Origin of the sequence: Sphingopyxis sp. MG, from assembly GCF_002953155.1 — a bacterium.
Taxonomy (GTDB): domain Bacteria; phylum Pseudomonadota; class Alphaproteobacteria; order Sphingomonadales; family Sphingomonadaceae; genus Sphingopyxis; species Sphingopyxis granuli.
Genome location: NZ_CP026381.1, coordinates 2,601,513 through 2,615,091, shown reverse-complemented (window position 1 = coordinate 2,615,091; position 13,579 = coordinate 2,601,513). Strand labels below are relative to the sequence as shown.

Annotated in this window: 10 protein-coding genes; 2 read left to right on the top strand and 8 right to left on the bottom strand. The window is 66.2% G+C overall.

Features of this window, described 5'->3' with window-relative positions; all coding sequences use genetic code 11:
* Window positions 1-620: 620 nt before the first annotated feature.
* From glnA to C3E99_RS12070, 7 genes are all read right to left on the bottom strand, one after another.
* The gene (gene glnA, locus C3E99_RS12095; RefSeq protein ID WP_076076629.1) at window positions 621-2,033 is read right to left on the bottom strand and encodes a type I glutamate--ammonia ligase; all 1,413 of its coding nucleotides are present in this window, start codon (window positions 2,031-2,033) and stop codon (window positions 621-623) included.
* An 80-nt stretch (window positions 2,034-2,113) separates the two neighbouring features.
* Window positions 2,114-2,452: a P-II family nitrogen regulator gene (locus C3E99_RS12090; protein ID WP_067112731.1), complete on the bottom strand. Its 339-nt coding sequence runs from the start codon at window positions 2,450-2,452 to the stop codon at window positions 2,114-2,116.
* Between the two features lie 471 nt (window positions 2,453-2,923).
* Window positions 2,924-5,101 (bottom strand): PQQ-dependent dehydrogenase, methanol/ethanol family, encoded by a 2,178-nt coding sequence (locus C3E99_RS12085; RefSeq protein ID WP_076076626.1) that lies wholly within the window; start codon window positions 5,099-5,101, stop codon window positions 2,924-2,926.
* 273 nt (window positions 5,102-5,374) lie between these two features.
* Window positions 5,375-6,214, bottom strand: a complete 840-nt coding sequence (map, locus tag C3E99_RS12080; protein WP_067112706.1) for a type I methionyl aminopeptidase — start codon at window positions 6,212-6,214, stop codon at window positions 5,375-5,377.
* 662 nt (window positions 6,215-6,876) lie between these two features.
* The gene (locus tag C3E99_RS19775) at window positions 6,877-7,047 is read right to left on the bottom strand and encodes a hypothetical protein (RefSeq protein ID WP_158682269.1); all 171 of its coding nucleotides are present in this window, start codon (window positions 7,045-7,047) and stop codon (window positions 6,877-6,879) included.
* Window positions 7,044-9,380, bottom strand: coding sequence for an ATP-dependent Clp protease ATP-binding subunit ClpA (clpA, locus tag C3E99_RS12075; protein ID WP_104959830.1), 2,337 nt, complete (start codon window positions 9,378-9,380; stop codon window positions 7,044-7,046). Before clpA ends, C3E99_RS19775 begins: the two co-directional genes overlap by 4 nt.
* Before the next feature lie 299 nt (window positions 9,381-9,679).
* Entirely contained in the window at window positions 9,680-10,678 is a 999-nt protein-coding gene (locus C3E99_RS12070; protein ID WP_104959829.1) for an NAD(P)H-quinone oxidoreductase, read from the bottom strand.
* Window positions 10,679-10,889: 211 nt separating this feature from the next.
* Here C3E99_RS12070 and C3E99_RS12065 point away from each other — a divergent pair, with 211 nt between their 5' ends.
* Window positions 10,890-11,087, top strand: coding sequence for a DUF1192 domain-containing protein (locus tag C3E99_RS12065; RefSeq protein ID WP_076076616.1), 198 nt, complete (start codon window positions 10,890-10,892; stop codon window positions 11,085-11,087).
* Window positions 11,088-11,250: 163 nt separating this feature from the next.
* On the opposite strand, the gene C3E99_RS12060 is transcribed toward C3E99_RS12065, so the two are convergent.
* Window positions 11,251-12,597 carry an SPOR domain-containing protein gene (locus C3E99_RS12060; protein ID WP_104959828.1) on the bottom strand — a complete coding sequence of 449 codons (1,347 nt, stop codon included), beginning with the start codon at window positions 12,595-12,597 and terminating at the stop codon, window positions 11,251-11,253.
* A 255-nt stretch (window positions 12,598-12,852) separates the two neighbouring features.
* Between C3E99_RS12060 and C3E99_RS12055 the strand changes: the two genes are divergently transcribed.
* Window positions 12,853-13,575: a ParA family protein gene (locus C3E99_RS12055; RefSeq protein ID WP_067108446.1), complete on the top strand. Its 723-nt coding sequence runs from the start codon at window positions 12,853-12,855 to the stop codon at window positions 13,573-13,575.
* Window positions 13,576-13,579 lie beyond the last annotated feature (4 nt).

The window sequence follows — 13,579 nt, the reverse complement described above, 5'->3', positions numbered from 1 at the left end:
CGCGCGATCGAACGGAGCTTCGCCGCATTCACCCGGAGGCCCTCGCTGTCCGAGCCCGACAGTTCGTCGATCGAAAAGGCGACGCGGGTGCGGTCGGGCGCCAGTTCGTCGAAGGTGAATTTGAGGCCGGTCGACAGCGCGCCGTCGTCGATGCTGTAGATCATGTGCGCCTCGCGCGGGATTTCCATCGCGACGGCGAATTTCACCTTATAGGCGTCGGGGCGCAGCTTGGGCGCGACCTGCGCCCACGCCGGGTCGCTCCTGTCGATCACCAGTTCGTAAAGGCGGGTCGAGCCGCCGTTGGTGACGAGCGGCAGGCCGGTGAAGGCGCCCTCGTCGCCGAACATCTTCGCGAACACCTCTTCGCGCGGCGCCGCGACGGTCCGGGTCTGGTTCGTCAGTTCGGCGACCTTGCCGCAGCTGGCGACTAGCAGCATCGTGACGACCAGCAGCAGGCGGCGAAGCATTGCGATATCCCCCCTCGGACATTCCGTCGGGGGATATAGCAGCGCCATCTTGCCGAATGGTAAGCGCCGGCGCGATGACCCATTCTTCCGAAAGACGGGAGGCGCCCGGCCGCTGTCAGCCGGACGACCCTGTCGTCCTGCCGGTCGGACCGGTCAGGCGCTGTAGTACATCTCGAACTCGACCGGGCTCGGCGTCTGTTCGACGGCGTGAACCTCGTCCCACTTGAGTTCGATATAAGCCTCGATCTGGTCCTTCGAGAAGACGTCACCCTTCAGCAGGAAGTCGTGGTCGGCAGCCAGGCTGTCGAGCGCTTCGCGCAGCGAGGCGCACACGGTCGGCACTTCCTTCAGTTCCTCGGGCGGCAGGTCATAGAGATTCTTGTCCATCGCGTCGCCGGGATGGATCTTGTTCTGGATGCCGTCGAGCCCCGCCATCAGCAGCGCCGCATAGCAGAGATAGGGGTTCGCCATCGCGTCGGGAAAGCGGAACTCGACGCGCTTCGCCTTGGCGCCCGCGCCATAGGGGATGCGGCACGAGGCCGACCGGTTGCGCGACGAATAGGCGAGCAGTACCGGCGCTTCGAAACCCGGGACGAGCCGCTTGTAGCTGTTCGTCGTGGGATTGGTGAAGGCGTTCAGCGCCTTGGCATGCTTGATGACGCCGCCGATGAAATAGAGGCACATATCCGACAGCCCGGCATAGCCGTTGCCCGCGAACAGCGGCTTGCCCTTTTCCCAGATCGAGAAATGCGTGTGCATGCCGCTGCCGTTGTCGTCCTTGATCGGCTTGGGCATGAAGGTCGCGGTCTTGCCATAGGCATGCGCGACCTGGTGCACGACATATTTGTAGATCTGCATGCGGTCGGCGGTCTGCGTCAGCGTGCCGAAGGTCAGGCCCAGTTCGTGCTGCGCCGCCGCGACCTCGTGATGATGCTTGTCGCACGGCAGGCCGAGTTCGAGCATCGTCGACACCATCTCGCCGCGGATGTCGACCGCGCTGTCGACCGGGGCGACGGGGAAATAACCGCCCTTGGCGCGCGGCCGGTGGGCCAGGTTGCCGCCCTCGTAGCTGCGGCCCGAATTGGTCGGCAGTTCGATGTCGTCGATCTCGAAGCCCGACTTGTTGTAGCCGGTTTCGAAGCGGACGTCGTCGAACATGAAGAATTCGGCCTCGGGCCCGACATAGACGGTATCGCCGATGCCGGTCGATCCGACATAGGCCTCGGCGCGCTTCGCGGTCGTGCGCGGATCGCGGGCATAGCCTTCGCCGGTCGCGGGCTCGACGATGTCGCAGACGATGATCAGCATCGGCGTCGCCGAAAAGGGATCGTCATAGACGGCGTCGAGGTCGGGCTTCAGGATCATGTCGCTTTCGTTGATCGCCTTCCACCCCCCGATCGACGAACCGTCGAACATCAGTCCATCCTCCAGCGCATCCTCGTCGATCGCGCCGGCGCACATGGTCAGGTGGTGCCATTTGCCCTTGGGGTCGGTGAAGCGCAGGTCGACCCACTCGATGTCGTTTTCCTCGATCCGCGCGATGATGTCCTTCGGCTTGGTGGCCATGGTCTTGCACTTCCTTCTTGCGATAGATCCCGATGCGGGGGGATGTTGAACGGCTGATGGCGGGCCCTGGAGTTCCGGTCCTAGAGCGCGTCCTCGTTGCGCTCTCCGGTGCGGATGCGCAGCGCGGTTTCGATGGTCGAGACGAAGATCTTGCCGTCGCCGATGCGGCCGGTTTGCGCGGCGGCGGCGATCGCCTCGACCACGCGCTCGGCCAGCCCATCCTCGACGACGACCTCCAGCTTCACCTTGGGCAGGAAGTCGACGACATATTCGGCGCCGCGATAAAGCTCGGTATGGCCTTTCTGGCGCCCGAAGCCCTTCGCTTCGGTGACGGTGATGCCGCTGACGCCGACTTCGTGCAGCGCCTCCTTCACCTCGTCGAGCTTGAACGGTTTGATGATCGCTTCAATCTTCTTCACGCTGTCCATTCCCCTTGGGCTGTCCACCGCCGGTCGCAGTCCGGGCCGGATCAGGCATGCCTGGTCCGGTCCTCCCGGTCGAGTCGGTGCGGTGTGCCGCCATCTTGCACCAATCAAGACCCGTGCCAATTGGCGAATGGCGGGGTTCCGACGGGAATTTCGGCGTGGGGTCGCGGCGTTGCCCAAGACGCGGGCAGCACCGCCATCCTGCTGCCTAATATATGGGCATGGCGGCGAGGGCGGTTCCTATTTTGATTCACGCAAAGGCGCAAAGGCGCGAAGAAGGCCGCGCACGAGGCCGGCCGTCCATTTGTCGCCGCAGGCGATCTTGAAGGCGCTTCGCGCGACCGGAAAGCGGCGCAAGTACAATGACACGACCTCTTCGCGCCTTTGCGCCTTCGCGTGAAAATTTCCTATCCCGCCCCCCTCCGCAACCAGCATCGGTTTTGGAAAGGGGGTGATGTCTGCGCCCTACCGCCCCATGGGCGCCGACGCCTCGGGCAGATGCGCCTTGGTCCAGTTCGATCGTTCGATGACATAGGCGCGGATCGCCTCGGCATCGGCTGGCGTGAGGACGCGCGCGAAGCTGACCATGCCGCGATCCTTGAGCGCGCCGTCGAGGATCACGCTTTTCCACGCATCGGCATTGGCGAGCGTGCCCGAGACGCGCAGGTCGGGGGTGAAGCCGTTGCCGATCGCGCTGTCGCCGTGACAGACTTGGCAATAGCGTCCGAAGTGCGCCTTGCCTGCCGCAACCTGCTGCGGCGTGCCGACCGGCGCGGGCGGGTTCCATTCGAGCGCGGTCGTCGCGGGCGGTGCGGGAAGCTGGACGGTGCCGCCGATCTTGAGCACGACGAGGCGCGGGATGTTGGGCACCTTGCGCGTCACGCCGCCCGCGATCCCCGCGACGAGCGGGAAGGCGCCGCCCTTGCTGGTCTGGAAGGCGACATATTGCACGCCGTTCACGCGGAAGGTCGAGGGCGCGCTGACGATCCCCGACTGCATGTCGAGGTCGAGAAGCTGCTTGCCGCTGTCGGCGGCATAGGCGCGGAAGCGGCCGGTGCTGGTGCCCTGGAAGACGAGGTTGCCCGCCGTCGTCATCGTCCCGCCGTTCCATGCGGCGGGATAATCGACCCCCCAGGCGACCTTGCCCGTGCGCGGATCGAAGGCGACGAGGCGGCCGGTGGTCGCGGCGACCGCGGCGCGGAACGCCGCCGCGTCGTCGGGCAGCATCCCGGCCTGGAGCGAGGTGCCGACGTTGAAGCCGAGCACCTTACGCTTGTCGAGTTCGTCCATGTCCTCGAGGTAGCCCTGCGGAATCTGCTGCGCGGGGATATAGACGAGGCCGGTCGCGGGATTGTAGCTCATCGGGTGCCAGTTGTGCGCGCCGAGTGCGCCCGGAATGGCGATGAACGGCTTGCCGGTCCGATAGAAGCGGGCATCGGGATTTTCGATCGGCCGCCCGGTCGCGAGGTCGTAGCCGGTCGCCCAGTTGATCCCGTCGACGAAAGGTTTTGCGTCGATCAGCTTGCCCGTCGCGCGGTCGATGGTGAAGAAAAAGCCGTTCTTTGGCGCGTGATACAGCACCCTGGTCGGGGTGCCGTTCACCGGCTGCTCGGCCAGGATGATCGGCTGCGTCGCCGTATAATCCCAGCTTTCGGCCGGGGTTTCCTGATAATGCCATTTATAGGCGCCGGTGTCCGCGTCGAGCGCGACGACCGAGGAGAGGAACCAGTTGTCGCCCTCGCCGTTCGAGCGCAGCCCGTGGTTCCATGGATTGCCGTTGCCGACGCCCAGATAGATCTGGTCGAGATCCTTGTCATAGACGATCGCGTCCCACACGGTGCCGCCGCCGCCCGATACCTTCCACTCGCCCTTGTCGGACCAGGTGGCGTTGCCCTTCGACGCGAAGATGTCGTCCGATGCCGCGCCGTCCTTCCTTTTCTCGGGGTTGGGCGCGGTGTAGAAGCGCCAGCGTTCCTTGCCGGTGTCGGCGTCATAGGCGGTGACATAGCCGCGCACGCCGAATTCGGCGCCGCCGTTGCCGATCAGCACCATGTCCTTCACCACGCGCGGCGCGCCGGTGATCGTATAGGGCTTCGCGGTGTCGAAGGTCTGCGTCGACCACAGTTCCTGCCCGGTCTTGCGGTCGAGCGCGATCAGCCGGCCGTCGATCGTGCCGACGAACAGCTTGTCGCCCCAGACCGCGACGCCGCGGTTGACAACGTCGCAGCAGGCGTTGACCGCGCGTTCGCCGGGCACCTTGGGGTCGAAGCTCCACAGCTTCTTGCCGGTCGCGGCATCCCATGCGTCGACCTTCGACCAGGCGTGGCTGACATACATCACCCCGTCGACGACGACCGGGGTCGCTTCCTGCCCGCGCGCATCGTCGAGGTCGGCGAACCAGGCGATGCCCAATTGCCCGACATTCCGGTCGTCGATGTCCTTGAGCGGGCTGAAGCGCTGCTCGTCATAGCTGTAGCCGATGCCGGCCCAGTCGTCGCCGTTGCCGCCGGTCTTCAGCAGGGTCTCGCTGGCCTTCTCCGCCTCGTCGAGCGATCCGGTCCCGCCCGATTTCGATGCGTTGCATCCCGCCAGCACCAGCGCCGCGCCGCCCAGCAGCGCGGTCACGAAGACCCGTTTCGCCATATTCGCTCTCCCTCGACGTCCATGGTTGACGTTTGCGTCAACTCTGCGCCGGGCGCGCCCGATTGGCAAGGGGGATTTAGGGTCTTCTACCTAGAGCGGCGTGCCATGAATCTGCAACGCCCCTTATTCGTTCGTGTCGAGCGAAGTCGAGACACTCACCGGCCTTGCGCCACGCTGATGGGTGTCTCGACTGCGCTCGACACGAACGGGACGATGGGTCAGATTTAACGCTCGATGCTCTAGACGCCACGCGTTCGCGGCAGGGCGGCGTGTTCACGCCCAGGGCGGCGCATTCAGGCCTTTAGGGCTGGCGGTAAAGATTTCGCAGCCGGTTTCGGTGATCCCGATACTGTGTTCGAACTGCGCCGACAGGCTGCGGTCGCGGGTCGTCGCGGTCCAGCCGTCGGGCAGCATCTTCACCGCATATTTGCCGGTGTTGATCATCGGCTCGATGGTGAAGAACATGCCGGGCTTCAGTTCGGGACCGGTGCCGGGGCGGCCGGCGTGGACGACCTCGGGCGCGTCGTGGAACATCTGGCCGACGCCGTGGCCGCAGAAGTCGCGCACGACCGAATAGCGGTGGCGCTCGGCATGCTGCTGGATCGCGTGGGCGATGTCGCCGATCCTGTTGCCGGGCTTCGCCTGCTCGATCCCCAGCATCAGGCATTCATAGGTCACGTCGACCAGCCGCCGCGCCTTGATGCCGACCTCGCCGACCAGATACATGCGGCTCGTGTCGCCGTGCCAGCCGTCGACCATCGGCGTGACGTCGACATTGACGATGTCGCCCTCGCGCAGCGGCCTGGCGTCGGGAATGCCGTGGCAGACGACGTGATTGATGCTGGTGCAGCAGCTGTGCGTGTAGCCGCGATAGCCGAGCGTCGCGGGAATGCCGCCGCCCGCCAGCGTCATCTCGCGGACGAGGTCGTCGATCTGCGCCGTCGTCACGCCGGGCCGGACGAAGGGAACGAGCGCGTCGAGGATCTCGGCCGCGAGCCGCCCCGCCCGGCGCATGCCGGCAAAACCCGCCTCGTCGTGCAGCTTGATCGTCCCGTCGCGCACGGGAGCAGGAGTGCCGGCCTCGGCGGCGGTGACGGAAACATAATCGTACATGGGGGGGATATAGGGGATCGGGGCTAAAAAAGCTAGGTTTGCAAGCGTTGACGGTGCTTTCTCTTCTTCGGTATGTGTCGGTCTAGCCAGCGATGAACGCCAGCGATCCTGATTTCCAATGATAGCCAATGGGACAGCTGGTCTGGCAGCATATGTGTTTCGGATACGACACGTTTGATAATCGGTGCTCACCGCTTCCGGGCTTGAGCCCTCAATTTTCTATGGGCACCGAGGCCTCCCGACTTTCCAGCCTTTCCGGCTACGTCAACGCCGATCTTTTTCTGCATGTTACGCGATGTGGCCTTGTACATCCGCGAGCCGCCTCCCATGCTTGCGGCCCTCCCCTTTAGGGGTGAGGTTGGGGTGGGGGCTATCCGCCTTGCGCGAGGCTGCAAGGCCCCACCCCGCTGCGACTAAGGTCCGGCTAACGCCGAACCTAGAGCAGCGTGCCTAAAATCTGCATCACCCTTTCTGCCGTTCGTGCTGAGCCTGTCGAAGCACCGTCCTTCTTCTTGCGGCGCCGAAAGAAAGAACGGCCCCCTTCGACTGCCTTGCAGGCGCTCAGGACAGGCTTCGACAAGCTCAGGGCAAACGGTTCAGATTTAATGCTCGATACTCTAAGCCTCGCCGTCCCTCCCCTGAAGGGGAGGGAATTAATTATGTTATTGTTCAGCCAGCTTTTTAAGCGCAGAATGTCGCTTCTTCATAACGGCCCGTGCAACCGCCAGCTGCTCATCCAATTCGTTGGATGCCAAGGCGCGCAAGATTTCGCGATCCTCGGTCATAATGGCCTCGGCAACGCGCATCTGGCGCTTCGACTCCTTGTCCATCACTCCGCCGCCTTCTCCGGCCTGGCCTTCGCCTTGCCCTTGCCGGCCTTGGGCGGGGCGGGGGTGATTTCGAAAGCGAGCGGGTTGCCGACCTTGGCGTCCTCGCCCTGCTTCATCCTCACCTTGACCTCGCCGCCGTGGACCAGCTTGCCGAACAGCAGTTCCTCGGCGAGCGGCTGCTTGATCTTCTCCTGGATCAGGCGGCCCATCGGACGGGCGCCATAGAGCTTGTCATAGCCCTTGTCGGTCAGCCACTTGCGCGCCGCCTCGTCGAGCTGGATGTGGACGTTGCGGTCGGCAAGCTGCAGTTCGAGCTGCAGGATGAACTTGTCGACGACGCGCGCCACCACCTCTGGCGGCAGATAGCCGAAGGGCACGATCGCATCGAGGCGGTTGCGGAATTCGGGGGTGAACATGCGCTTCACCGCCTCTTCCTGCACATCCTCGCGTGTCGCGTTGCCGAAGCCGATCGATTCGCGCGTCATGTCGCTGGCGCCCGCATTGGTCGTCATGATCAGGATGACGTTGCGGAAATCGACCGTCTTGCCGTGGTGGTCGGTCAGGCGGCCGTTGTCCATCACCTGCAGCAGGATGTTGAACAGGTCGGGATGCGCCTTCTCGATCTCGTCGAGCAGCAGCACGCAGTGCGGATTCTGGTCGATCGCATCGGTCAGCAGGCCGCCCTGGTCGTATCCGACATAGCCCGGCGGCGCGCCGATCAGGCGGCTCACCGAATGGCGCTCCATATATTCCGACATGTCGAAGCGCTGGAGCGGAATGCCGAGCAGCGCCGCGAGCTGCTTCGCCACCTCGGTCTTGCCGACACCGGTCGGGCCGCTGAACAGATAGTTGCCGATCGGCTTTTCGGGATCGCGCAGCCCGGCGCGCGACAGCTTGATCGCCGACGCCAGCACCTCGATCGCGGTGTTCTGTCCGAACACCACGCGCTTGAGGTCGGTCTCGAGGCTTTCGAGCACCTTCTTGTCGTCGCTCGACACCGACTTGGGCGGGATGCGCGCCATCGTCGCGATCACCGCCTCGATCTCCTTGGGGGTGATCGTCTTGCGCCGCTTCGACGGCGGCACCAGCATCTGCATCGCGCCGACCTCGTCGATCACGTCGATCGCCTTGTCGGGCAGCTTGCGGTCGTTGATGTAGCGCGCCGACAGTTCGACCGCCGCGTTGATCGCGTCGGCGGTATATTTGACATTGTGGTGGCTCTCGAACGCCTCGCGCAGCCCGGCGAGGATCTTCTTGGTATCCTCGAGGCTCGGCTCGATCACGTCGATCTTCTGGAACCGGCGCAGCAGTGCGCGGTCCTTCTCGAAGTGGTTGCGGAACTCCTTGTAGGTCGTCGAGCCGATGCAGCGGATGACGCCGCCCGACAGCGCGGGCTTGAGCAGGTTCGATGCGTCCATCGCGCCGCCGCTCGTCGCGCCGGCGCCGATCACCGTGTGAATCTCGTCGATGAACAGGATCGCGTGCGGCAGGCCCTCGAGTTCGGAGACGACCTGCTTCAGCCGCTCCTCGAAGTCGCCGCGATAGCGCGTGCCGGCGAGCAGCGCGCCCATGTCGAGCGAATAGATCACCGCTTCCTTGAGCACGTCGGGCACGTCGCCCTCGACGATCTTGCGCGCGAGCCCTTCGGCGATCGCGGTCTTGCCGACGCCGGGATCGCCGACATAGAGCGGGTTGTTCTTGCTGCGGCGGCACAGGATCTGGATCGTGCGGTCGACCTCGGCCCCGCGGCCGATCAGCGGGTCGACCTTGCCGCCCTTCGCCTTTTCGTTCAGGTTGACGGTGAACTGGTCGAGCGCGGTTTCCTTCTTGTTCTTCGCCTCGCCCTTGTCCTTCGCTTCTTCCTTCTCCTCGGGCTCGGCCTGCGCGGCGGGCTTGCCGCCCTTGCCGACGCCGTGGCTGAGATAGGAAACGGCGTCGAGCCGCGTCAGGTCCTGCTGCTGGAGGAAATAGACGGCATAGGATTCGCGCTCCGAAAACAGCGCGACGAGGACGTTGGCGCCCGTCACCTCGTCCTTGCCCGACGACTGGACGTGCAGGATCGCGCGCTGGACGACGCGCTGGAAGCCGCTGGTGGGGCTGGGGTCGCTGTGTCCCTCGACCTTCAGGCTGTCGAGCTCGGTGTCGAGATAGTGGACCACCGCCGATTGCAAGTCGCCCAATGCGACGCCGCAGGCGCGCATCACCTCGGCGGCGTGCTCGTCGTCGATCAGCGCATAGAGCAGATGCTCCAGCGTTGCATATTCATGGTGCCGCTCCGACGCGGCCTTCAACGCGTTGTGCAGGGTCTTTTCGAGCGATTCCGAAAAGGACGGCATGGGTCGTTCTCCTTGCGAGACCCGCCGGGGAGAGGCGGACCCCTGGGACCACAAGGTGGCGATGCCGCCGCTTCACCGCAAGGGAAAAGCGGAAGCCACGGTCAAATTAGAGCCACAGCCTTGCTTCATGGTTAACGAAGCTTTGGGAAAGGACGGCGGCGAACGCCGAAATCCCGGCTTTGAACGACGTGCCCTGTGCTCCCGCGAAGGCGGGAGTCCAGAGCGGTACAGGCGGGCGTCGGCGTCAGGACGCCCTGGGTTCCCGCCTGCGCGGGGACACGAGAATAGTTCCGGAAATCCTAAACCGTCAGCACGATCTTTCCGACATGCTCCCCCGCCTGCATGCGGGCGTGCGCGGCGGCGGCTTCGGCCAGCGGGAAGCGCCGGTCCATCGCCGGCTTCCAGCCGCCCTCGGCAAGCTGCGGCCACAGCGTCCGGTGAATCTCGTCGGCCAGCGCCGCCTTGAACGAGGCGCTGCGCGCGCGCAGCGTCGACCCGGTCATCGTCTGCCGCCGCCGCATCAGGCTCGATATGTCGACCTGTGCCGTCGCGCCGCGCTGGAAGGCGATGCTGACGTGGCGCCCGTCGTCGGCGAGGCAGGCGAGGTTGCGCGGCACATAGTCGCCCCCGACCATGTCGAGCACGACGTCGACGCCCTTGCCGTCGGTGAACGCCTTGACCGCCTCGACATAACCCTCGGTCGAATAGTCGATCGCGAGGTCGGCGCCGAGCGCGCGCGCCGCGGCGCATTTTTCGGCGCTGCCGCACGTCACTGCGATGCGGATGTCGAACAGCTTGCACAGCCCGATCGCGGTGGTGCCGATGCCGCTGGTGCCGCCATGGACGAGCACCGTCTCGCCGTCCTTGACCCAGCCCCGTTCGAACAGATTGTGCCAGACGGTGAAGACGGTTTCGGGCAGCGCCGCCGCCTCTTCCATCGAAAAGCCCGCGGGCACCGGCAGGCAGCTTCCTGCCGGCGCGATGCAATATTCGGCATAGCCGCCGCCCGCGACGAGCGCGCATACCGCCTGTCCCAGCAACTCCGGGTCGCCGCCCGGTCCGATCGCGGCGACCGTCCCCGCGACCTCCAGCCCCGGCAGGTCGGAGGCGCCCGGCGGCGGCGGATAAAAGCCCATGCGCTGCAGCACGTCGGGGCGGTTCACTCCCGCCGCGGCGACGCGGATCAGCACTTCGTCGGGTCCCGGCTGCGGCAGCGGCCGCGTCTCCGGCACCAGAACTTCGGGTCCGCCCGGTTCGCGGATCGCGATGGCGGTCATGCTCGCTGGCAAGCTGGTCACGCTCTGAAATCCCCCACTAGCTCCACCCGCTCTCCGCGCCGCCGGTCCCGGTCCGCCAGCGCCCGTGGTTCGGGCAGGCGGATGCGGATCGTGTCCGGGGCGACGGCGGAAAGGGCGAGGCGTCATCCTTGTGGCCCGCCTTATTGACAGAGGGACGGCACGGGTCAACAGTCGCGCGCCATCGGCCGCGACCGGCGCGAAAGGAAACGCCATGGACGACGACGATCTTCCCCGCCGCCGCGACGACCTGCTCGCCGCGCTGATTCGCCAGCCGCTCGACCCGCTGTCGGTCGACGAACTCGCCGACCGCATCGCTGTACTCGAAGCCGAAATCGAACGCACCAGAAAGCACGCCGCCGCCGCGGGCAGCTTCAAGGCGAGCGCGGAGGCGTTGTTCCGCAAAGGCTAATATGGTGGAATCAAGGTCCTTGTCATCATCGTCATCCCGGGCGGGACCCGGGGCCCCGCTTCCTTTCGCAAGCGGACCGAGGAAAAGCGGGATCCCGGGTCCAGCCCGGGATGACGAAATCAAGGAAGCGAACTTCGGATTCAGGTGACCAGGGTGGCGCCCTCTAACGATCGACCACCAGACAGGGGCGGCCGTCCTTCTTCACCGCCGAGCAGAAGGATTCGGCGTCGGCCTTGCTCGCGAAATCGCCGACCTGAAGGCGGGTGAGCTTGCCGCTCTTGACCAGATAGGGCTGGCGCGCGGCCGCCGCGGGATAGGCTTTCTCGACCGACCGCCACAGGTTCCGCGCATTCGCCTCGACGCCGAAGGCACCGAGTTGCACGCGCCACGGGCTCTTTCCGGCGGCGGGAGCGGGGGCGGGTTGTGCCGCTTTCGGCGTGGCGACGACCACCTTCTGCTGCACGGGAGCAGGCGCGGGCGCGGGCGCAGGAGTCGGCGGAGGCGCGGACGTTTCGGCGGGCGGCAGCGGCCCCTTTTCGGGCGGCGCGGCATAGCTGGTGCCCGGTGCCGCGGGCTGCGACGGCGGCGGCGCGACGACGCGGATCGCGCCGGGCGCCGTCTGGACGGTGTCGGCTGGAGCTTCCTTCGCGGCCGCGGTTGCCACATCGGCGTTGGCCGCAGCCTCGGCCGCCGCGGCGGCGGCGTGCTGCGCGGCCGGCGACAGCGGCGCCGCAGGCTTGGGGGTTGGGGCGGGCGCCGGTGCCGGCGCAAGAACGGGCGGCGGCGTGTAGAGCGTGCCGGGGACCGAGGCGGGCAGGCTCGCGGTCTGCACCGGCGACGGCGCGGATTTCGGCGCTTCGGGCGCGGCGGCGTTCACCGCGGCGAGCCGTGCGCGCTGCTCGTTCTTCTCCATTTCGGGCAGCAGCGCGAGGCCCCGCTGCCGCTGGTCGAGCGGAATCAGCCGGTCGAGCTGCGCGAGGCGAGCCGAGGCGATGCCCAGTCCGGCATCGCTCGCGCGCTTGGTCAGCGCATAGGCGCGCGGCCAGTCCTTCGCCGCGAGGTCGCCGTTGAACATCGCGGTGCCCAGGACATATTGCGCGCGGGGTTCGCCGCGCTCGGCCGACCGGGTGATGAAGGGCATCGCCTCGTCGCGGCGATTAGCGGTGAAGAGCACGAGGCCCAGATTGTCTTCGGCCTGCAAATGCCCCTGTTTCGCGGCACGACGATACCAGCCTTCGGCCTGGCCGAGGTCGGCGGGCACGCCGCGGCCGAGCTTGTAGGCCTGGCCGAGGTTGAATTGCGCGTCCGGATCGCCGGTGATCGCGAGCGGGCGCCACACGGCCACCGCCTTCGCATAGTCGCCCGCTTCCCAGGCATCGACGCCGGCCTTGACGTCGGGCGCTGCCGCCGCTGCCGGCGGCGCGGCCTTGGTCGCGGCCAGCGCGGGCGCGGCGAGCAGCACGGCCGGGATCAGCGGCGCGGCCAGCAAGAGGGTGCGGTATGAACGCATCGGCAATCTCCAATGAACGGCGTCACTTGACGAGCGAGCAGTTCCGCCCGCCGTCCTAATCCCAAATGGCTAACACCCCGTTAGCGAAAAACGCGGGGTCGCGGCTTTTGATCCGAAATGGCACAAACGTCTCTTAAGCTCTTGTTGACCATGAGCGCGAACCGATCGTTCACCATCTTTTCGGCATCGTTAACCCAATTTTAGGCTCCCGCGTGGCATCCCGTCGCCAATTCGAGGATATCCAGGGGGACAGTCGTGCGCGTTCTGGCATTGGCTTCACAAAAAGGCGGATCGGGCAAGACCACCCTGTCCGGGCATCTCGCGGTGCAGGCGCAGCTTGCCGGCGCCGGTCCCGTCGTTCTCATCGACATCGATCCGCAGGGCTCGCTCGCCGACTGGTGGAACGAGCGCGAAACCGACCTTCCGGCCTTCGCCCAGACCACGGTCGCGCGGCTCGCCTCCGATCTGGAGATCCTGCGCCAGCAGGGCTTCAAGCTCGCGGTCATCGACACGCCGCCGGCGATCACCATGGCGATCCAGAGCGTGATTTCGGTCGCCGAGCTGATCGTCGTCCCGACGCGTCCCAGCCCGCACGACCTGCGCGCCGTCGGCGCCACCGTCGACCTGTGCGAGCGCGCGGGCAAGCCGCTGGTGTTCGTCGTCAACGCCGCGACGCCCAAGGCGAAGATCACCAGCGAGGCCGCGGTCGCGCTGTCGCAGCACGGCACCGTCGCGCCGGTGACGCTGCACCACCGCACCGACTATGCCGCCTCGATGATCGACGGCCGCACGGTGATGGAGGTCGATCCGAACGGCCGCTCGGCCGAGGAGGTCCGCCAGCTGTGGACCTATATCAACGACCGGCTGGAGAAGAATTTCCGCCGCACCGTCTTTTCGGCGCCGATGCCCGCGCAGGCAGGTTACGGCGCGGTGCGTCCGCTGGGCGGGGGCTTCGGCCGCCGCATCGCGGGCCAGTGAGCGG

Bases quoted from the DNA above. Each gene is read 5' to 3' on its own strand.
- glnA (WP_076076629.1), bottom strand. From the start codon at position 2,033: ATGGCCACCAAGCCGAAGGACATCATCGCGCGGATCGAGGAAAACGAC.
- C3E99_RS12085 (WP_076076626.1), bottom strand. From the start codon at position 5,101: ATGGCGAAACGGGTCTTCGTGACCGCGCTGCTGGGCGGCGCGGCGCTG.
- map (WP_067112706.1), bottom strand. From the start codon at position 6,214: ATGTACGATTATGTTTCCGTCACCGCCGCCGAGGCCGGCACTCCTGCT.
- clpA (WP_104959830.1), bottom strand. From the start codon at position 9,380: ATGCCGTCCTTTTCGGAATCGCTCGAAAAGACCCTGCACAACGCGTTG.
- C3E99_RS12065 (WP_076076616.1), top strand. From the start codon at position 10,890: ATGGACGACGACGATCTTCCCCGCCGCCGCGACGACCTGCTCGCCGCG.
- C3E99_RS12060 (WP_104959828.1), bottom strand. From the start codon at position 12,597: ATGCGTTCATACCGCACCCTCTTGCTGGCCGCGCCGCTGATCCCGGCC.